The 17,445-nt window shown below is 68.4% G+C and carries 23 protein-coding genes; 6 read left to right on the forward strand and 17 right to left on the reverse strand.

All coding sequences use genetic code 11. The annotated features are described in order from the left end of the window. Window positions 1–102: 102 nt before the first annotated feature. The gene (ftrA, locus tag AX750_RS11570) at window positions 103–1,158 is read right to left on the reverse strand and encodes a transcriptional regulator FtrA (RefSeq protein WP_156446688.1); all 1,056 of its coding nucleotides are present in this window, start codon (window positions 1,156–1,158) and stop codon (window positions 103–105) included. A gap of 84 nt (window positions 1,159–1,242) precedes the next feature. Here ftrA and AX750_RS11575 point away from each other — a divergent pair, with 84 nt between their 5' ends. Further along, window positions 1,243–1,650: a rhodanese-like domain-containing protein gene (locus AX750_RS11575; protein WP_066726301.1), complete on the forward strand. Its 408-nt coding sequence runs from the start codon at window positions 1,243–1,245 to the stop codon at window positions 1,648–1,650. A gap of 13 nt (window positions 1,651–1,663) precedes the next feature. Here AX750_RS11575 and tolB read toward each other — a convergent pair whose 3' ends face one another. The 4 genes from tolB to tolQ are packed head-to-tail and all read right to left on the reverse strand — an operon-like array spanning window position 1,664 to window position 5,404. After that, window positions 1,664–2,950, reverse strand: coding sequence for a Tol-Pal system beta propeller repeat protein TolB (gene tolB / locus AX750_RS11580; protein WP_245282380.1), 1,287 nt, complete (start codon window positions 2,948–2,950; stop codon window positions 1,664–1,666). 56 nt (window positions 2,951–3,006) lie between these two features. Next, on the reverse strand, window positions 3,007–4,203 hold the full coding sequence (gene tolA / locus AX750_RS11585; protein ID WP_066726298.1) for a cell envelope integrity protein TolA: 1,197 nt from the start codon (window positions 4,201–4,203) through the stop codon (window positions 3,007–3,009). A 28-nt stretch (window positions 4,204–4,231) separates the two neighbouring features. Beyond that, window positions 4,232–4,681, reverse strand: coding sequence for a biopolymer transporter ExbD (locus tag AX750_RS11590; protein ID WP_066726295.1), 450 nt, complete (start codon window positions 4,679–4,681; stop codon window positions 4,232–4,234). Window positions 4,682–4,693: 12 nt separating this feature from the next. Next, window positions 4,694–5,404, reverse strand: coding sequence for a protein TolQ (tolQ, locus tag AX750_RS11595; RefSeq protein ID WP_066726292.1), 711 nt, complete (start codon window positions 5,402–5,404; stop codon window positions 4,694–4,696). 324 nt (window positions 5,405–5,728) lie between these two features. Between tolQ and AX750_RS11600 the strand changes: the two genes are divergently transcribed. Together AX750_RS11600 and AX750_RS11605 are read left to right on the forward strand one after the other, a co-directional pair. Continuing rightward, on the forward strand, window positions 5,729–6,181 hold the full coding sequence (locus AX750_RS11600; protein ID WP_066726289.1) for an Rrf2 family transcriptional regulator: 453 nt from the start codon (window positions 5,729–5,731) through the stop codon (window positions 6,179–6,181). Beyond that, a complete protein-coding gene (locus AX750_RS11605) occupies window positions 6,178–6,885 on the forward strand; it encodes a class I SAM-dependent methyltransferase (protein WP_066726286.1) in 708 nt (235 codons plus the stop codon). The genes AX750_RS11600 and AX750_RS11605 overlap by 4 nt, the downstream gene beginning before the upstream one ends. Window positions 6,886–6,984: 99 nt before the next feature. Here the strand turns inward: AX750_RS11605 and AX750_RS11610 are convergent, their stop codons facing one another. From AX750_RS11610 to ybgC, 4 genes are all read right to left on the reverse strand, one after another. Continuing rightward, entirely contained in the window at window positions 6,985–7,425 is a 441-nt protein-coding gene (locus tag AX750_RS11610; RefSeq protein ID WP_066726283.1) for a DUF2852 domain-containing protein, read from the reverse strand. Between the two features lie 137 nt (window positions 7,426–7,562). Then, a complete protein-coding gene (locus AX750_RS11615; RefSeq protein ID WP_066726281.1) occupies window positions 7,563–7,805 on the reverse strand; it encodes a hypothetical protein in 243 nt (80 codons plus the stop codon). Continuing rightward, entirely contained in the window at window positions 7,802–8,458 is a 657-nt protein-coding gene (locus AX750_RS11620) for a TetR/AcrR family transcriptional regulator (RefSeq protein ID WP_066726279.1), read from the reverse strand. The genes AX750_RS11615 and AX750_RS11620 overlap by 4 nt, the downstream gene beginning before the upstream one ends. A 43-nt stretch (window positions 8,459–8,501) precedes the next feature. Further along, on the reverse strand, window positions 8,502–8,906 hold the full coding sequence (gene ybgC / locus AX750_RS11625) for a tol-pal system-associated acyl-CoA thioesterase (protein ID WP_066726276.1): 405 nt from the start codon (window positions 8,904–8,906) through the stop codon (window positions 8,502–8,504). Between the two features lie 151 nt (window positions 8,907–9,057). Here ybgC and AX750_RS11630 point away from each other — a divergent pair, with 151 nt between their 5' ends. Next, on the forward strand, window positions 9,058–9,564 hold the full coding sequence (locus AX750_RS11630) for a hypothetical protein (RefSeq protein ID WP_066726273.1): 507 nt from the start codon (window positions 9,058–9,060) through the stop codon (window positions 9,562–9,564). Window positions 9,565–9,599: 35 nt separating this feature from the next. Here AX750_RS11630 and AX750_RS11635 read toward each other — a convergent pair whose 3' ends face one another. From AX750_RS11635 to ruvC, 6 genes are read right to left on the reverse strand one after another with little or no spacing between them, the layout of a single operon-like run. Beyond that, on the reverse strand, window positions 9,600–10,160 hold the full coding sequence (locus AX750_RS11635; protein ID WP_082732888.1) for a DUF3828 domain-containing protein: 561 nt from the start codon (window positions 10,158–10,160) through the stop codon (window positions 9,600–9,602). A 5-nt stretch (window positions 10,161–10,165) separates the two neighbouring features. Further along, a complete protein-coding gene (locus tag AX750_RS11640; protein ID WP_066726267.1) occupies window positions 10,166–10,462 on the reverse strand; it encodes a type II toxin-antitoxin system RelE/ParE family toxin in 297 nt (98 codons plus the stop codon). Beyond that, on the reverse strand, window positions 10,452–10,718 hold the full coding sequence (locus AX750_RS11645; RefSeq protein WP_066726264.1) for a hypothetical protein: 267 nt from the start codon (window positions 10,716–10,718) through the stop codon (window positions 10,452–10,454). Before AX750_RS11645 ends, AX750_RS11640 begins: the two co-directional genes overlap by 11 nt. 51 nt (window positions 10,719–10,769) lie before the next feature. Beyond that, a complete protein-coding gene (gene ruvB, locus AX750_RS11650; RefSeq protein ID WP_066726261.1) occupies window positions 10,770–11,816 on the reverse strand; it encodes a Holliday junction branch migration DNA helicase RuvB in 1,047 nt (348 codons plus the stop codon). After that, on the reverse strand, window positions 11,813–12,430 hold the full coding sequence (gene ruvA / locus AX750_RS11655; RefSeq protein ID WP_066726260.1) for a Holliday junction branch migration protein RuvA: 618 nt from the start codon (window positions 12,428–12,430) through the stop codon (window positions 11,813–11,815). Before ruvA ends, ruvB begins: the two co-directional genes overlap by 4 nt. 6 nt (window positions 12,431–12,436) lie before the next feature. Then, entirely contained in the window at window positions 12,437–12,949 is a 513-nt protein-coding gene (gene ruvC, locus AX750_RS11660) for a crossover junction endodeoxyribonuclease RuvC (protein ID WP_066726259.1), read from the reverse strand. A gap of 188 nt (window positions 12,950–13,137) precedes the next feature. Here ruvC and AX750_RS11665 point away from each other — a divergent pair, with 188 nt between their 5' ends. Beyond that, window positions 13,138–13,917 (forward strand): sulfite exporter TauE/SafE family protein, encoded by a 780-nt coding sequence (locus tag AX750_RS11665; protein WP_066726258.1) that lies wholly within the window; start codon window positions 13,138–13,140, stop codon window positions 13,915–13,917. A gap of 151 nt (window positions 13,918–14,068) precedes the next feature. Here the strand turns inward: AX750_RS11665 and AX750_RS11670 are convergent, their stop codons facing one another. Next, window positions 14,069–14,812 carry a YebC/PmpR family DNA-binding transcriptional regulator gene (locus AX750_RS11670; RefSeq protein WP_066726257.1) on the reverse strand — a complete coding sequence of 248 codons (744 nt, stop codon included), beginning with the start codon at window positions 14,810–14,812 and terminating at the stop codon, window positions 14,069–14,071. A gap of 249 nt (window positions 14,813–15,061) precedes the next feature. Between AX750_RS11670 and AX750_RS11675 the strand changes: the two genes are divergently transcribed. Then, the gene (locus AX750_RS11675) at window positions 15,062–16,423 is read left to right on the forward strand and encodes a globin-coupled sensor protein (RefSeq protein WP_066726256.1); all 1,362 of its coding nucleotides are present in this window, start codon (window positions 15,062–15,064) and stop codon (window positions 16,421–16,423) included. 19 nt (window positions 16,424–16,442) lie between these two features. Here the strand turns inward: AX750_RS11675 and AX750_RS11680 are convergent, their stop codons facing one another. Further along, a complete protein-coding gene (locus AX750_RS11680; RefSeq protein WP_066726255.1) occupies window positions 16,443–17,267 on the reverse strand; it encodes a TIGR00282 family metallophosphoesterase in 825 nt (274 codons plus the stop codon). Window positions 17,268–17,445: the final 178 nt, after the last annotated feature.

Consider the following 17,445-nt stretch of genomic DNA (forward strand, 5'->3'; position numbering starts at 1 on the left):
ACGACGGACAAGGGATGAGATGCACTTGCAGGCATCAATGAAGCGTCAACCTAAACGAGACCTTGCCAGATCAAGGCGAAGTGGCGGCATTGCGGCATATGGTTAATCAATCCCTGCGATCGGGGATTCGCGGCTCGGTTGTGGCATCGGAGGCACAGTCCCGAGCATCTGCGCTGCGGTCGCCACGCGCTCCTGCGCCCCCGAGACGAAGCGCGCCCGGTACTCCAGCGGGCTGATGCCGACCCTCCTGCGGAAATGATGGCGCAGCGTGTCCGGCGTGCCCATCCCGACCGCCAATGCGATCTCCTGGGCGCCGAGCTTGCCATCCAGCAGCAGACGCTTCGCCTCTTCCACCCGTTCGCCGATCAGCCAGTCGCCCGGCGACGAGCCGGTGGCGTCCTGGAACCGCCTCAGAAAGGTCCGCAGGCTCATCCGGCACGACGCCGCCATCTCGGCCGTGCTCCAGGGCGCATCCAGCTTCGCCCGGATCCTGTCGAGCAGCGGCGCGATCTCGGCATGGCGGTGGCGGGCCACCGGCCGCTCCAGGAACTGCGCCTGGCCGCCGGTGCGATGGGCCGGCATCACCAGGCGCCGCGCGACGGAGTTGGCCGCCTCGGCCCCGAAATCCTGCCGCACGATCTCGATCAGCAGGTCGATGCCGGCGGCGCTGCCCGCCGAGGTGAAGATCCGTCCCTGTGCCCGGTAGAGCGAGGCATCGTCGATCGCTATGGTCGGATGGCGCGCGCGCAGCGCCTCGGCATAACGCCAATGCGTCGTCGCCACACCGCCGTCGAGCAGGCCCGTCGCCGCCAGCACGAAAGCGCCCGAGCAGATCGAGACGAGCCGCGCACCGCGCTCGTGAGCCCTGCGCAGGCGCTCGCAGAGTGCCTCGGGAACCGGATGGTCGGCCCCCTTCCATCCCGGCACGACGATGAGATCGGCCTCGCCGATCAGCTCCGGGCCGTGCTGCGGCGTCAGCAGGAAGCCGCCATGCGCCCGCAACGGCCCGTCCTCGACCGCGCAGTTGGCGAAGCGGTACCAGCCCTCGCCCATCTCCGGGCGCGACAGACCGAAGATCTCGGCCACGATGCCGAACTCGAAGGTGCAGAGTCCGTCATAGAGCAGCGCGACGACGAGGGGACCGGTCGTGTTTGGCATGATCTGCCCGTACTCTGTCATTTGCGCCAATTGCAAGAGGGCGTGCCGGTTTGCGAGATGAGCGGGTCACCAGGAGCCCACCACATGACCACCACCACCGTCACCGCCGTCCCCGCCGCGCCGAGCGATCTCGCCCGCGCGCATTTCGCCGCCGAGTTCACCTTCGAGACCGATTGCTGGGATGTTCACGACGCCCTGTCGAAGCAGCCGGACTTCGTGCTGCTGGACGTCCGCAGCCCGGCGCTTTTCGCCCGCGGCCATGTCGACGGGGCGATCAACCTGCCGGTGGGCAAGATCGTGCGCTCGAAGCTGGAAGACTGGCCGCAGGACACGCTCTTCGTGACCTATTGCGCCGGCCCGCATTGCAACGGTGCGGCCAAGGCCGCCCTGCGCCTCGCAGAACTGGGCCGGCCCGTGAAGATCATGGCCGGCGGCGTCACGGGCTGGATCGACGAGGGCTTCACCCTCGTCGGGGGCGAGGCGGCGGGCTGAAACCCGCCGCGCCTCAGCGCGCCGCCGTGAGCAGCGGCGACCAGGTCGGGTCGGAGGCGAAGGCGGGCGTCGGCACCGGCACTTCGACGCGGCCGGTGATGTCCACCATGTAGAGCTTGCCGCCGGACTGGCCGCCGGGATCGCGGAAGAACATGATGTACTGGCCGTTGGGCGCCCAGTTCGGCGCCTCGTTGTGGAAGCCCTCGGTCAGCAGCCGCTCGCCCGAGCCGTCCGGGCGCATCACGCCGATGGCGAAGCCGCCACCGCCGCGCTTGGTGAAGGCGATCAGGTCGCCGCGCGGCGACCAGCTCGGCTGCGAGTAGGAGCCCTGGCCGAAGGAGAGGCGTTTGCCCTCCCCGCCCCCGGCCCCCATGAGATAGAGCTGTTGAGAGCCGCCGCGGTCGCTCTCGAAGACGATCTGCGTGCCGTCGGGCGAATAGGAGGGCGAAGTGTCGATCGCCCCGGTCGAGGTCAGCCGCATCGTCGTGCGCGAGCCGATGTCGATGGCATAGAGATTGGCGTTGCCGCCCTGCTGCAGACTGAGCGCGATGCGCGCCCCGTTCGGGGCGAAACGCGGGCTCGAGGTCATGTCCGGGAAATTCCCGACGATCTGGCGCTGCCCGGTCTCGATGTTGAGCACATGCACGCGCGGCTGCTCGCCGAGCCGCTGCGACATGTAGGTCACCTCCTGCGACACGGGCGAATAGCGCGGCGTCACCACGGAGATCGAGCCGTCGGTCAGGTAGCGGACATTCGCCCCGTCCTGATCCATGATGGCCAGCCGCTTCCGGCGGTTCTCCTTCGGGCCGGATTCGTCGACGAAGACGACGCGGGTGTCGAAGAAGCCGCCGACGCCGGTGATCTTGGTGTAGATCGCGTCGGAAATGATATGGCCGACGCGCCGGGCGTTGTTCGGGTCGGTGAAATACTGCTGGCCGTCGGTCTGCGTGCCGGTCGTCACGTCCCAGAGCCGGAACTCGGCCTTGATCCGGCCGGAGCCGTCGCGCGAGACGCGCCCCGTCACCAGCGCCTGCACGCCCGCCGCCTTCCAGGAATTGAAGTCCGGCACGGCGTCGAAGGGCGGGTTCTTGTCGGGATGGCGCGCCTTGTCGATCGGCGCGAAATAGCCGCAGCGCCTGAGATTGTTGCCGATCACGCCCGAGACCAGCACCCCGCCCTCGCCGCCGAAATCGGCGATGGCGATCGGCAGCGGCTGGAAGGTGCCGCCGCGGAGGTCGATGACGAGTTCGGCACGCGCCGCGGCCGGCACGAGCAGCGAGGCGCCGGCGAGCGCGAGCAGCCTGCGGCGCGAGGGCGCAGCCGGCAGCAGCGGAAGAGGATTGCGGTCGATCAGGGTCACAGCACGTCCCTTGCGTCGAAATTGACGATGACGTCGCGCCAGTCGTCGTAATAGGCGGCGAATTGAGCCGGAATGCGCAACGGCGCGCAGCGGCGGGTGGCGGTCAGGGCCGAACTGGCTGAGACCGCGAAGAGGGGGTCGGAGGAGGAATTCACCACGCCCGGCGGCGCAAGCAGCGAGCCGTCCGCGGCGAGCTTCATCCGCACCTGCGGCACAACGGCGCCACGCGCATTGGCGAGCGCGATCGGCACGTTCCAGCACTTCATCAGCTGGTCCTGGATGATGCCGATGAGCTGGCCGCGCAGCGAAGGGCTGAGCTTCTGCGAGGAGCCCCGTTCGGTGCCGAGCGACGCCGTGCGGTTGACCTGCGGCGCGGCCGAGCCGGTCGACTGGGCCTGCTCCTTCGACTGGAGCAGCTTGGAGATGTCGCTCGGATTGAAGTTCTTGGCGATCTCCATCTCGCGCTTGGCCTTGGCTTCGGCCTCCTGCTTGGCCTTCGCGGCGGCTGCGATCTTGGCCTTCGCTTCGGCCTCGGCTTTCGCCTTGGCAGCGGCCTCCGCCTTCTCCTTGGCGGCCTTTTCGGCTTCGGCCTTGGCCAGCGCTTCGGCTTTCGCTTTGGCCGCAGCTTCTGCACGGGCATTCGCCTCGGCTTCAGCCTTCGCCTTCGCGGCGGCCCTCGCGGCCTCCTCGGCCTGCTTCGCCTTGCTGGCGAGCTCGGCCTCTTCGGCGAGCTTGGCCAGTTCCTCGCGCTTCTGCTCCGCGATCTCGGCGGCGCTCGGCCCGCTCTTTTGCGTCGGCTGCTTGACCGGCTCCGGAGGCTTCACCTCGGGCTTGGGCAGATTGGCGGCCCGCGAGGGCGGCAGCGGTGCAGCGGCATTGTCCTCCGCGGTCTTGAGTTCGGCCGGGCGGCTCGGCGGGGCGGGCGCATCCTGCTTGGCCTCGCCCTCCTCCTTGCGCTCGACGATCTCCTGCTTGCGCTCGGCGCGCTGGAGCGGCTGCTCCTGCACCTTCTCGGCCTTGCGCTCGCCGCGCGTCACCTGGTTGAGCGCACTCGCATCGACCATCTCGACGGCGATCGCCTCCTCATTGTCCGGCAACGGCGCAGGGGCGGAGAACGCCAGCAGCCCCGCGACGAGAAACGTCGCGTGGCCGAGCGCCGACACCACCATGCCCGGTTCGGAGGAGAGCTTCACCGCGTCGTGTTCTCCGCTTTCATCCCGCTCAGCGCGCGGCCGGCTCGGTGACGAGCGCGACCCGCTTGAAGCCCGCCGACGTGATCGTCGACATTACCGAGGCGACCCGGCCGTAATCGACCATGCGGTCGCCCCGCACATAGATGCGCTCGTCGAAGCCTTGCTTCGCCAGCCCCTGCAGCTTGGTCACCAGATCCGGCTCCAGCGTCGGCTGGTCCTGCAGGAAGATCTGGCCCTTGCCGTCGATGGCGATGGTGATCGGCTTCTGGTCGACATTGATCGGCTTGGCGCCGGTCTGCGGCAGGTCGAGCGGAACGCCCGTCGCGATCAGCGGCGCCGCGACCATGAAGATGATCAGGAGCACCAGCATGACGTCGATGAACGGCGTCATGTTGATCTCGGCGATGGCGGCGTGCCTGCGCCCGCGGCGGCCGCGGCGGCCGCCCGACTTCGCGCCGGATGCTGCGGACATGCCCATGGTGTCAGCCCCTCATGCCGCCAGCCGCTCGTCGATCTGCCGCGACAGGATCGCGGAGAACTCGTCGGCGAAGGCTTCCAGACGGCCCGAGGCCTTGGCGACCTCGGCCTGCAGCTTGTTGTAGGCCATCAGCGCCGGAATCGCGGCGAAGAGGCCGATCGCGGTCGCGAACAGCGCCTCGGCGATGCCGGGCGCCACGACGGCGAGCGAGGAGTTCTTGGAGACCGCGATGGCGGTGAAGGAATGCATGATGCCCCAGACCGTGCCGAACAGGCCGATGAAGGGCGCGGCCGAGGCGATGGTCGAGAGCACGAGCAGCTTCGATTCCAACCGCTCGGTCTCGCGCTGGATGGTCACGTCGAGCACCTTGTCGATGCGCTGCGACAGGCTGGCGACGGAGCGCCCGCCATTCTCGAAAGACCGCTTCCATTCGCGCATGGCCGCGACGAAGACGGCGGCCATGTCGGTGGCCGGCCGGGCGGCCAGCTCGCGATAGAGTTCCTCGAGCGAGCGGCCGGACCAGAACACCTCCTCGAAGGCATCCATGTCGCGCCTCGTGCGGCGGTAAAGCAGCGTCTTGTCGATGATGATCGACCAGCACCAGACCGAGGCGCCGATCAGCCCGAGCATCACCAGCTTCACGACAATATGGGCGTGCCAGAACAGGGACCAGAACGACATGTCGATCTGCGGCGCGGCCTGCGCGACGTCGGCGGGGTTCATCCTGTTATCCTTCTGCCAGGCGGCTCGGACCGGTCGCCCAGCCAACGCCCCGCCACACGCGCCGTGGGTGACCCCGCGACGCCGCCCGATCCGCGATCCGGGGAAATGCCGTGGCCTTCAATCGCCTTCGAATCCGGCGAAAGATGGGCGCAAAGGGGGTTTCCTGCGAAACGCATGCTCGCGATGGAGTTAAGCCTCCAGCAAGGTTAATGCCGGGTATACGCCGGCGCTGGACCGGGTTTCGATGAGCAAGGATGCAGCGATCTCCCCCGCGTTTCATCGGAGAGCCTTGCCTTCTCCGCATCATGTAATTACCAAAGTTACATGAAAAGAGACAGCCGCCTGTCGGGCCTTCTCCACGTCCTGCTGCATATGGCGGGGCGCGACGAGCCCGTCACGTCCGAAAACCTCGCCCGCATCATGCAGACCAACCCGGTCGTCATCCGGCGGATCATGGCCGGCTTGCGCCAGCGCGGCTATGTCCGCTCGGGGAAGGGCCATGGCGGCGGCTGGGCTCTGGCCTGCGACCTCGCCGACATCACGCTGCGCGACATTCATGAAGCGCTCGGCGAACGCGAGCTGCTCGCGATCGGTCACCGAACCGAAGCGCCCTCCTGCCTCGTCGAACAGGCGGTCAACGCGGCGCTTGCGGACAGTTTCCGCGAGGCCGAGGCCATGCTGCTCGCGCGTCTCGGCACCATCACGCTCGCAACGCTGCACGCCGATTTCCGTGCGCGTCTTGCGCTTCGCGCACACCCCGAAGGTTCCTGCCCATGACGAACGCATGCATCCAGCCTATCCGCAACGCCACCGACAGCTTCAAAGATCCGGAAGCCATCGCCCACTACGCCGAAGGCCCGCCGCGTTTCGTTCCCGGCCTCGAGGCGCTGCACCGCATGACGGCCGTCCTGCTTGCCGAGAACGCACCCGCCTCGGCACGCGTGCTGGTGCTGGGCGCGGGCGGCGGGCTCGAGCTCGGTTCGCTGGCACGGGCACAGCCCGATTGGAGCTTCGTCGGCGTCGATCCGTCCCAGCCCATGCTCGACTTGGCCGGCAAGACGCTCGGGCCGCTGATGCCGCGCATCGAACTGGTGCATGGCTATATCGACGATGCGCCGGCCGGGCCCTTCGATGCGGCCACCTGCCTGCTGACCCTGCATTTCCTCGATGCGGCCGAGCGCCTGCGCACGACGCGAGCCATCCACGCCAGGCTCAAGCCCGGTGCGCCATTCGTCGCCGCCCATAGCAGCTTCCCGCAGGAGCCGGCGTCACGACCGAGATGGCTGTCGCGGTACGCCGCCTATGCGGTCACAGCGGGCGCCGATCCCGCCCAGGCGGCCTCGGCGCGCGCTGCGGTTGATGCGCATTTGAACCTCCTCGACCCGGTCGAGGACGAACACATTCTTCGCGATGCAGGGTTTTCCGACATTGCGATGTTCTACGCCGCCTTCACCTGGCGCGGTTGGGTCGCCCGCGCCTGACGGACGCTGAGAAAGGGAGCGCGCGCTTCCGCATGCGCAATAACGCCCGCCCCTTTGTCCCGGGACGGGCGCTTCGATGCGTGACGTCGGTGGGGAGCGTCAGCCGGCGCTGGCCTGCGGCTCGGGGTTCTCGCCGCGACGGGCGGCCATGAACTGGTCGAACTCGGCCTTGTCGCGGGCCATGCGCAGCCGGCCCAGAAAATCCTGGAACTCCTTCTGCTCCTCCTCGAGGCGGCGCAGGGTCTCGGCGCGGTACTCGTCGAAGGCGCGGTTGCCGCTGGACGGCCCGCCGCCCCAGCCGCCACCGAAGCCGCCGTGGCGGCCGCCCATGCGTTCCTTCAGGCGCTCCATCTTGCTCTGCAGACGGTTCATCCTGTGTTCGTAGCGGTCGGCACCGCTCATTCCGCAACCCATGCGTCCACTCCAGAACAGAAAGGCCAGGGTCGCCAGACCCAGAGGCCAGAACACGACGAAGCCGAGAACCGCGAAGGCGATCCAGGCTCCCTTCCCATATTCATCGAGCTTCTCGACGATCGGCATTGGTCCCTCACCCTGACAAAGCGTGAATGTAAATCACATTTACATAAATGGGGGACGGCGGTCCGCTTGTCAAGATTGAGCATTCAGAGGGCTGGACAATCAAAAGCGCTTCGATGGGAGCGGCGCACGATGGGCAATCACGCGTCGGGCGGCATCAAGGCAAGTTCGCTACAGCGCCAATCTGCCAGACGACCAAATAAGCGCACTCGCCCTGCTTCGATCAACACACCGATACGCGCCTCGACCCTGTCGAGAAAGGCCTGATCCGCTTCGTTAAACAGCTCACCGACCCTAACGACAATCCGGGCGGTTTTAAGTGAGCGCGGCCCGAGCTCGGAGAGAATCGCTTCGTCGATCTGGGAATCCGTGACTTCAGTCATGGCTTCGGATCTTTGTCGGAATTGATCCCCAGCCCCTGCAGATAGATCAGCATGCCGGCCTCCAGCAGCTCGGCCGCCGACATCGGCAGCGGGCGGCGCCCGCCATCGGCCCGGCCGAACAGCGCGGCGACGCCATGCGACATCGACCAGACATGCAGCGCCATCATCAGGGCCGGCGGGCGGTTGCCGGCGGGCAGCAGCGCGATCAGAGCCTCCGAGGCCGCGCGCAGCCCCTGGAAGGCGCGGTCGGCCGCCGCGCGCAGCTCGGGGCTGGCATCGAGAGGCACGCCCGCCTCGAACATCACCGCATAATAGGCCGGCTCGTCATGGGCGAAGGCGAGATAGGCCAGCCCCAGCCGATGAAAGGCGGCCTGCGGATCGGGCCGGCCCTGGTCCCAGGCCCGCGCCAGCGCCGCCTCGAACAGGACGAAGCCGCGCGTCGCGACATCCGCCAGAAGCTCGTCGCGGTCGCGGAAATGCCGGTAGGGCGCGGCCGGGCTCACGCCGGCGAGGCGGGCTGCTTCCGCGAAGGTAAAGCCGTTGGCCCCCTTCTCGCGGATCAGGCCCAGCGCGGCGCGCACCAGCTCTTCCTTGAGATTGCCGTGATGGTAGCCGCGCGGCGGCGCCTCGGGCTTGTCGCGTTTCCAGCTCATGTGACGAGCGCTAACATGGCGCGGCGGGCGCGTCGATCAGCCCTCAATCCGCGATCCCCAGGCGCCGGCGCAGGCCGTCGGGAATGCGCCGCGCCCGGCCTCCGCCGACGCAGGCGACCTTGACCTGGGCCGTGACGAGCACTTCCTCCCCGCGCAGCACGCGCTGTTCGACATCCATCGTCGCGCCCCGTGCCGCGACCGACACCGTCTCGACCGTCAGCAGATCGTCCATCACGGCCGGGCGCAGGAAATCGATCGTCATGCGGCGCACCGCGAAACCCAGCGCCGTCTCGCCGTCGAAGAGTTCCCGCTGCTCGACCCCGAGGGACCGGATCAGCTCGGTGCGCCCGCGCTCCATGAAGCGCAGATAGGAGGCGTGGTAGACGACGCCGGAGAAATCCGTGTCCTCGTAATAGACGCGGACGGAGAGGCTGTGGGAGGCGGTCATGGCGTTCTGCGGCCGATTGCGGGACCGGGAGGATTAGCGGGGACGGCGCGGCCGGCATAGCCCCGGCGGACAAACCGTCGCGCCACGGAACAGCCTTGTTCGATCGAGGGTTGCTCAAGTGCGATGCAACCAGAAGAAAAGGACAGCCCGCATGTCGCTCTCGACCAAACAGCTCGAACGCGTTCTCGACAAAGGGGAATGGGACCTCGTCGCCCGCACGCGCAGCCGCATCATCGCGACGGTGCCGGATGGAGAGCTGGTCGATCTCGCGAAGAACCTCCGCGAGCGGCGTGACCGGGCCCGTGGCATCGCGCGTCAGCAGCGGCGCGAGATGCGCGGTAAATCGGATCCGAAAGCGACCGTCGCCTCTGGCGGAAACGTCGGCACCAAAGCCAAGGCTGATGCTTTGACAGTCGCGCTCAAGCGCGTCGGCGCCGAACAGACCCGCCGGGCCGAGAAGCTGCGCCAGCCGAGTCAGCGCTCGCTGGCCCGCAAAGCCATGGCGATGAAGATGCGCCAAGAGGCGCTGCAGCGGCCCCTCAGCCATACCGGCGACGATGGCATGAAGCCGATCGTTAACCCCAGAGCGGCACCGTCAGGCGCGCTCGACCATGCCGGCCAGCGCTCGGCCATGCAGCGGTCCAAATTCGCGCGCTGAGCTCGCGACGCTCGATACCCGGAGCCCTGTGAGCTCTACCGCTTACAGGGCTTCTTCATGAAGGAGCCGCACTCATAGGGCTGCGACAGCAGATCGCGCACCGCATAGTCCTGCCCTTCGACCCGGTTGACGATGTCGTCGATCTTCCAGGCGCCGCCCTCCTCCACCATGCGGAAGCGCACGCTGACTGGCTGCTTGAAGCTGCGGAAGGAGGCCGTGACCTGCGCCTTTCCCCCGGCGGGGGGCACGGTGACGCTGACCTTCAGATTCTTGATCTCGCCGTCCTGCCCGCTGAGGAAGGGGTCGGCCCCGAGATGGCCCATCTCGCCGGCTTCCTCCTGATAGAGCTCGTCGCGCGCGAACAGGGCGGCGAGTTCGCGGCTCATCAGCCGGTCGCGATGCGGCTTCTGCCAGGGCGCCGCGACGGGCTTGCCACCGGAGCCGGCGAGCTGGCGGGTGGTGATGGCATAGGCTTCGCGCACCGGCGTCTCGGGACCGGCGGGGGCGGCAAGGGCACCGCCTGAGAGCGTCGCCGCGATGATCAGCCCGGCCGTCGCGGCCAGGAACGGCGGCACAGACCGTCTCGTGAGGTTCATGTCGTTCAGCTCTCCATCAGCGCGGCATAGTCCTGCCCGCCATACAGCACCCTGACGATCCTGACGCGGCTCCCAAGGACGCGGTACGCAATCACGGCCCGCCGGTAGGGCAGAATGCGCAGTCCGGCCGAAAGGTCGGCCCGCTCGACACCCATCTCGGGAAAGGAGCGCAATTGCAGGCATTGGCGCTCGATCGCGGCCACCCATCGGCGCGCCGCTGGCAGATTGTCCCGGGCAATATAGCGAAGAATGGCCTCGAGATCGGACCGTGCCCGTCCCGAATAGACCAGATCAAGCGGCATTCGGGCCTTGTCTCTGCAGGGATGCGGCGACGCGGTCGAGATGGTCCCGAATCTCGTCCGGCGTCACATCCGTCGGGTCCGAATCCCCTTCGGCGATCTTGGCGCGCAGTTCGTCGAGGGTGGCAGCACGCGCTTGCTCGCGCGCAATCCAGGGCGCCATTGCCGCTCGCAGCACCTCCTCGGGGCTGGCGAAGTCGCCACTCTCGACCCGGGCGGTTACCAGCTCCGCGATATCAGGGGGAAGCTTCACTGCCATCGCCGGGCCCTCCTGCCTGCGAAGATAAGGCCGTGGCGGCGATCCGCCAACTCACGCCTCCTCGTCGCCGAACAGCCCGAACTGCGCCCCCTCCCGCGTCGGCTCGGGCAGGCCGAGATGCCGGAAGGCGTGCGGCGTCAGGATGCGGCCGCGCGGCGTGCGCTGGATGAAGCCCTGCTGGAGAAGGAAGGGCTCGATGATTTCCTCGATCGCGTCGCGCGGCTCCGAGAGCGAGGCGGCGATGGTCTCGATCCCAACCGGCCCGCCGCCAAAATTGATCGCCACCGTGGTGAGATAACGCCGGTCCATCTGGTCGAGGCCGATGGCGTCGACATCGAGCAGCTTCAGCGCCTTGTCCGCGACCTTGCGCGTCACGATGGCGTCGCCGTCGACGATGGCAAAGTCCCGCACCCGCCGCAGCAAGCGGCCGGCGATGCGCGGCGTGCCGCGCGAGCGCCGGGCGATCTCGTTGGCGCCGTCATCCGACATCGGCACGCCGAGCACGCGGGCCCCGCGCGCGACGATGCCCTGCAGTTCCTCGACCGTGTAGAACTGCAAACGGATCGGAATGCCGAAACGGTCGCGCAGCGGCGTCGTCAGCAGCCCGGCGCGGGTGGTGGCGCCGACCAGCGTGAACTTGGGCAGGTCGATCTTGACCGAGCGCGCGGCCGGCCCCTCGCCGATGATCAGGTCGAGCTGGTAGTCCTCCATCGCCGGATAGAGGATTTCCTCCACCGCCGGATTGAGCCGGTGGATCTCGTCGATGAAGAGCACGTCGCGCTCTTCGAGATTGGTCAGCTGCGCCGCGAGATCGCCGGCCTTGGCGATGACCGGCCCCGAGGTCGAGCGGAAATTGACGCCGAGCTCCCGCGCCACGATCTGCGCCAGCGTCGTCTTGCCGAGCCCGGGCGGGCCGACGAACAGCACATGGTCGAGCGCATCGCCGCGGCTCTTGGCCGCCTCGATGAAGACCTGGAGATTGGCCCGCGCCGCCGCCTGTCCGGTGAAATCCGACAGCGACAGCGGCCGCAGCGAGGACTCGGCGTCGTCGTCGCGCTTCTCGGCGGAGAGCAGGCCGGGGCGTTTGGGATCGCTCACTTCGCCAGCTCCCGCAGGCCGAGTTTGATCAGCTGCGCCGTCCCTGCCCCCTCGCCGGCCTCACGCGCGGCCGCCGCCACAGCGGCCACGGCCTGCGCCTGCGGATAGCCGAGATTGGCGAGCGCCGAGACGGCGTCCGCCACCGGCTGCGGCAGTTTTTTGTCCTGGAGCGCGCCGGCGAGCTGCGCGACGCCCGGATCGACATGGCCGAAGGCCGGCGCCTTGTCCTTCAGTTCGGCGCAGAGGCGCTGCGCCAGCTTCGGGCCGACGCCGGGCGCGCGCGCCACCGCCGCCTTGTCGCCTGTGGCGATCGCGGTCGCGAGCGCGCCGGGCTCGAAGGTCGAGAGGATGGCCAGCGCGACCTTGGCGCCGACGCCCTGCACCATCTGCATCAGCCGGAACCAGTCCCGCTCATTGTCGGAGAGGAAGCCGTAGAGCCGGATCGCATCCTCGCGCACATGCGTCTCGATCGACAGCACCGCCGCCTCGCCAGGCTTCGCCAGCCGCTGCAGCGTCCGCGACGAGCACTGCACGACATAGCCGACGCCCTGCACGTCGAGGATGACATGATCCTCGCCATAGGAATCGACGATCCCCTTGAGCTTCCCGATCATTGCCCCTCACCCCGCCCGCATCTGCGCGACCAGCGCGCGCATGCCGCGGTGCTGGGCGTGGCAGATCGCCACCGCCAGCGCATCGGCCGCATCGGCGGAGGAGGTCTCCGCCTTGGGCAGCAGCACGCGGATCATCATCTGGACCTGTTTCTTGTCGGCATGGCCGACGCCGACCACCGTCTTCTTGACGAGGTTGGCGGCATATTCCGCCACATCGAGCCCCGCCAGTGCCGGCACCACCAGCGCGACGCCGCGCGCCTGGCCGAGCTTCAGCGCCGATTGCGGATCGCGGTTGACGAAGGTCTCCTCGACCGCGACCTCGTCCGGCGCATGGGCGCGCACGACGCGGCTGAGCCCGTCATGGAGCTGGCGCAGCCGCTCCGCCAGCGACAGCCCGCTCTCGCTCTCGACACAGCCGCAGGCGACGAAACCGATCTTGCTCCCCTCCGAGACGATGACGCCCCAGCCCGTCTTCCGGAGGCCGGGATCGATGCCGAGAATGCGAATCGGTGGGTTCATGTCGGGCGCAGCCTAAACCTTGGACACGCTTTGTTCCATGCGGCACCCTAAGGATTCCTTCCCGTCCCCGCCGTCGATGAACGGCGTGCATCGGTCGTATCACGCGGACGGGGGTTGTCGCGGCCGCCGCCAGGCTGTTGGTGCGAGGCATCACTCCTCGCAAAACCCTGCGCTTCCCCTCGGACGGCATGACCGATCTCCTGGCCTTCCTGTTTCCCGCCGTCTCGCCGAGCGGGCTCGCCGTCCTACTGCTGGCGACGCTGCTCGGCGGGCTCGTGCGCGGCTTCACCGGATTCGGCTTCGCCATGGTGTTCATGCCGCTGGCCTCGATGGTGATCGGCCCGGTCGCGGCGCTCGGGTTGATCTGGTGCATCGACGCGCCCTTCGCCCTGCCGATCGCGCTGCGCAACGCCAAGCACGCCGAATGGCGCGAGGTGGCGCCGCTCTTGCTGACCGCGACGCTGGCGCTGCCGGCCGGCATCTGGCTCCTGATCTGGCTCGACCGCGAGACGATGCGCTGGATCCTCGCCGGGCTGATCTTCGCCGCGGTCGCGCTGATGGCCTCGGGCTGGCGCTATCACGGCCGGCCGGGAATCCCGCTCTCCCTTGGGGTCGGCGTGCTGTCGGGGCTGTTCAACGGCATGGCCTCGATCGGCGGCATGCCGCTCGCCGTGTTCTGGCTCGGTGCCCAGCGCAACGACCGCCACAAGACCCGCGCCAATTTGCAGACGTTCTTCGGCTGCTCGACGCTGATCTCCGGCACCATCCTGTGGTGGAAGGGCATACTGACACTGTCGGCGCTGCTGATGGCGCTGCCGCTCTTCGCCGCCTATGGCGCCGGCATGTGGGCCGGCACCCATGGCTTCCGCCTCGCCAATGAGGCCACCTTCCGCCGCATCGCCTATGCGGTGATCTTCCTGAGCGCGCTGGTCAGCCTGCCGCTGTGGGACGGATTCGTGGGGCGGTAGCGCCGCCGCATCTATCCCTCAGCCCTCATCCTGAGGAGCGCCGCAGGCGCGTCTCGAAGGATGGTCCAGGAGGCTCCGGCATCATCTGGAGCATCCTTCGAGACGCCGTTTCACGGCTCCTCAGGATGAGGGCTGAGAGAGACAGGCTTACTCAGCCCAGCTTCGCCATCACCTCGTCGGAGATCTCGTAATTGGCGAAGACGTTCTGGACGTCGTCGTCATTGTCGAGCGCTTCCATCAGCTTCATCATCGAGGCGGCCTTCTCCTCGTCGAGCGGGGCCGTGGTCGTCGGCCGCCAGACCGGCTTGGCCGAGGCCGGCGCGCCCAGCGCCGCTTCCAGCGCCTTCGAGACCTCGTTCAGCGCGTCGAAGGCGCACAGGATCGTGTGGCCGTTCTCGTCGGAGATGACGTCGTCGGCGCCGGCCTCGATCGCCGCCTCCATGATCTTGTCGGCGTCGCCGGCCTCAGGCGGATAGCTGATCTCGCCGACGCGGTTGAACATGAAGGACACCGAGTTGCTTTCGCCCAGCGCCCCGCCCGCCTTGGTGAAGTAGGAGCGGACGGCGGACGCGGTGCGGTTGCGGTTGTCGGTCAGCGCCTCGACGATGACGGCCGCTCCGCCCGGGCCGTAGCCCTCGTAACGGACCTCGTCGTAATTGTCGCCCTCGCCACCGGCGGCCTTGTTGATGGCGCGCTGGATGTTGTCCTTGGGCATGTTTTCGGCCCGCGCGGCGAGCACCGCCATGCGCAGGCGAGGATTCATGGCCGGGTCGGGCATGCCCATCTTGGCGGCAACGGTGATCTCGCGCCCGAGCTTCGAGAACAGCTTGGCCCGCACGGCATCCTGCTTGCCCTTGCGATGCATGATGTTCTTGAACTGGGAATGACCGGCCATGGAACCCGAACCTCTGCTGCCTTCTGGTGTTTCCGGCCCCGCGGCGGGGCTTGGCGCGTCCCGGCGGGCATTGCGCGCCTTATAGGCGCCGCCTTCGCCGCCACGCAAGCGAGAGCCGCCGCTGCGCGAAACGCGGGATAGGGTCGGATTCATGCGACCACGGCAACCCGACGTTAAGTCAGCCCGGCCATACTGCAGGCACACAGACGACTGCGGCGCCGAGCGCCGGCCGACCCCCTGCGGACACTGATGACCACCCAACACAGCAAGCTCGTCGCCGGGCAGGAGATGCGCCTTCGCGCCTTCCAGATCGGCGAAGCCGATCTGACGGCCCTGCGTCCCTATGCAGAGCAGGCCAGACGGTGCCTGCCACCGCTGCTGGACGAGATCCAGACCCAGTTTTCGCCCTGGCCGGAGACCGCGCGCGCCTTCGCCATCGCCGAACTGCGGGAGCTGAGGCTTGCCCACTGGATCAGGCTGACCTCGGGCGATCTCGGCGACGCCTTCCTCGATTCCGCCCACCGCCTCGCCTCGGCCCTGCAGCGCCATGACGTGCCGGCCCATGGCATCGCCATCGGCCACGCGCTCGTCACCAACCAGATCGGGATCGAGCTGGGCTTGGACCGGGCCTCTCTGCAGAAGCTTCGCTGGTGGCAGGGGCGCGAACGCAACCGGCGCATCGCCGCCCGCTCGGCGCTGAACAAGGCCGCCGCGCTCGACCTCGAGCTGCTGCTGGAAACCTATGGCCGTCTCCAGCATGAGGCGCGCGAGGAGACGCGATCCGAGATCGAGGGCTTCCAGGCGAGCATGCGCCGGGTCGTCGCGGCGGTAACCTCCGGTGCCAGCCGCGTCGAGGCTCTGGCCGCAACGATGAACGCCGTGGTGCAGGACACCGGCGCACAGGCGGTGATCGCCGCCCGTGCCTCGGACGACGCCTCCGATAACGTCCAGAGCGTCGCCAGCGCCACCAGCGAACTCACCGTCTCGCTCGATCATGTTGCCCAGGAGGTGACGCGCGCCGCCAGCATGGCCCACAGCGCCAATGCCGCCGCCGTAAAAACGGACGTCATCGTCAAGAGCCTCGCGACCTCGGCCCAGACCATCGGCTCGATCGTCGAGATGATCCGCACCATCGCGGCGCAGACCAATCTGCTGGCCCTAAACGCGACGATCGAGGCCGCCCGTGCCGGCGAAGCGGGTCGCGGCTTCGCAGTGGTCGCCACCGAGGTGAAGCAGCTCTCGGCCCGCACCGCCCAGGCCACCGACGAGATCGCCGCGCAGGTGCCCGCCATGCAGGCGGCGACCCATGAGGCGGTGCAGGCGATCGAGAGCATCGTCGCCTTCGTCCGCCAGATGCACGACACCACCGCGACGGTCGCCAGCGCTCTCGACCAGCAGCGCTGCGCCACGCAGGAAATCGCCCGCAGCGTCGATCTCGCGGCGGTCGGCACGCAGGAGGTCGCCCAGACCGTCTGCGGCGTCAGCGAGCTCGCCGCTACGGCCGGAGGCAGCGTCGGCGAGGTGCTCGGCCTCGCCGCCACGCTCTCGCGGGAAGCGGCCTCGCTGGCCAGCGCCTTCGAGGGGCTGATGGCGCGCAGCAACGCCGCCTGAAGACGGCGTCCGGCTCCGCTCAGGCCTCGTCCCAGGGCGGGGCGGCCGGCGCCAGATGCGGCCCCAACCGGACCGGCCAGACGGCCTTTGCCAGGCCCGTCCGGTCATCGATCTCGACGGCGACGCCGGACAGGCTGCCCTCTCCGGTCGCGGCTTCGAGCCGGGCCCCCGGCGTCTTCTGCAGGAAGCGCCGGATCGGCTCCTCCTTCTGCATGCCGAGGACGGAATCATAGTCGCCGCACATGCCGGCGTCAGACTGATAGGCCGTCCCTAAGGCCAGGATGCGCAGATCGGCGGTCGGAACATGAGTGTGCGTGCCGACGACGAGACTGGCGCGCCCGTCGAGGAAGTGCCCTGCCGCCTGCTTCTCGCTGGTCGCCTCGGCATGGAAATCGACGATCACGGCATCCGCCACCTCGCCCAGCGGGCAGGCGGAGAGCTCCCGCTCGAGCGCCTGGAAGGGGTCATCCAGCGCGTCCATGTAGACGCGGCCCATGACGTTGACGACGAGCACACGCGCGCCGTTCCTCGCCTCGATCACCGCCGCGCCGCGCCCGGGCGTGCCCTTGGGATAATTGGCCGGTCGCACCAGCCGGTCCTGCCGCTCGATGAAGACGAGCGCCTCGCGCTGGTCCCATGAGTGATTGCCGAGGGTCACCGCATCGGCGCCCGCCGCCAGTAATTCGTCGCAGATCGCCTCGGTGATGCCGAAGCCGCCGGCCGCGTTCTCGCCATTGATGACGACGCAGTCGAGCTGCCACTGCTGACGCAGCCGCGGCAGGCGCTCCTGCACCGCGACCCGCCCGGGGCGGCCGACGACATCACCGAGGAAGAGAAAACGCATGGGGCAGGTCCGGAGGCGCAAGAGGCTCCTCCGTGGCGCGAAAGCGGCCGGGAATCAACCGCTGCCCGCACCTGACGAGGATTGGTGCCTGACCTCGCCCACGACAAATTTAGAACAGGCGCGGGTCGTCCCGGGCGACCGGAGGGAGACCCGGGACCCATTCCGGAACCTATCCGGC

Source organism: Methylobacterium sp. CCH7-A2 (genome assembly GCF_001557075.1).
GTDB lineage: Bacteria > Pseudomonadota > Alphaproteobacteria > Rhizobiales > Beijerinckiaceae > Allobosea > Allobosea massiliensis.

Bases quoted from the DNA above. Each gene is read 5' to 3' on its own strand.
- ftrA (WP_156446688.1), bottom strand. From the start codon at position 1,158: ATGCCAAACACGACCGGTCCCCTCGTCGTCGCGCTGCTCTATGACGGA.
- AX750_RS11575 (WP_066726301.1), top strand. From the start codon at position 1,243: ATGACCACCACCACCGTCACCGCCGTCCCCGCCGCGCCGAGCGATCTC.
- AX750_RS11590 (WP_066726295.1), bottom strand. From the start codon at position 4,681: ATGGGCATGTCCGCAGCATCCGGCGCGAAGTCGGGCGGCCGCCGCGGC.
- tolQ (WP_066726292.1), bottom strand. From the start codon at position 5,404: ATGAACCCCGCCGACGTCGCGCAGGCCGCGCCGCAGATCGACATGTCG.
- AX750_RS11600 (WP_066726289.1), top strand. From the start codon at position 5,729: ATGAAAAGAGACAGCCGCCTGTCGGGCCTTCTCCACGTCCTGCTGCAT.
- AX750_RS11605 (WP_066726286.1), top strand. From the start codon at position 6,178: ATGACGAACGCATGCATCCAGCCTATCCGCAACGCCACCGACAGCTTC.
- AX750_RS11610 (WP_066726283.1), bottom strand. From the start codon at position 7,425: ATGCCGATCGTCGAGAAGCTCGATGAATATGGGAAGGGAGCCTGGATC.
- AX750_RS11615 (WP_066726281.1), bottom strand. From the start codon at position 7,805: ATGACTGAAGTCACGGATTCCCAGATCGACGAAGCGATTCTCTCCGAG.
- AX750_RS11620 (WP_066726279.1), bottom strand. From the start codon at position 8,458: ATGAGCTGGAAACGCGACAAGCCCGAGGCGCCGCCGCGCGGCTACCAT.
- ybgC (WP_066726276.1), bottom strand. From the start codon at position 8,906: ATGACCGCCTCCCACAGCCTCTCCGTCCGCGTCTATTACGAGGACACG.
- AX750_RS11630 (WP_066726273.1), top strand. From the start codon at position 9,058: ATGTCGCTCTCGACCAAACAGCTCGAACGCGTTCTCGACAAAGGGGAA.
- AX750_RS11635 (WP_082732888.1), bottom strand. From the start codon at position 10,160: ATGAACCTCACGAGACGGTCTGTGCCGCCGTTCCTGGCCGCGACGGCC.
- AX750_RS11640 (WP_066726267.1), bottom strand. From the start codon at position 10,462: ATGCCGCTTGATCTGGTCTATTCGGGACGGGCACGGTCCGATCTCGAG.
- AX750_RS11645 (WP_066726264.1), bottom strand. From the start codon at position 10,718: ATGGCAGTGAAGCTTCCCCCTGATATCGCGGAGCTGGTAACCGCCCGG.
- ruvA (WP_066726260.1), bottom strand. From the start codon at position 12,430: ATGATCGGGAAGCTCAAGGGGATCGTCGATTCCTATGGCGAGGATCAT.
- ruvC (WP_066726259.1), bottom strand. From the start codon at position 12,949: ATGAACCCACCGATTCGCATTCTCGGCATCGATCCCGGCCTCCGGAAG.
- AX750_RS11665 (WP_066726258.1), top strand. From the start codon at position 13,138: ATGACCGATCTCCTGGCCTTCCTGTTTCCCGCCGTCTCGCCGAGCGGG.
- AX750_RS11670 (WP_066726257.1), bottom strand. From the start codon at position 14,812: ATGGCCGGTCATTCCCAGTTCAAGAACATCATGCATCGCAAGGGCAAG.
- AX750_RS11675 (WP_066726256.1), top strand. From the start codon at position 15,062: ATGACCACCCAACACAGCAAGCTCGTCGCCGGGCAGGAGATGCGCCTT.
- AX750_RS11680 (WP_066726255.1), bottom strand. From the start codon at position 17,267: ATGCGTTTTCTCTTCCTCGGTGATGTCGTCGGCCGCCCCGGGCGGGTC.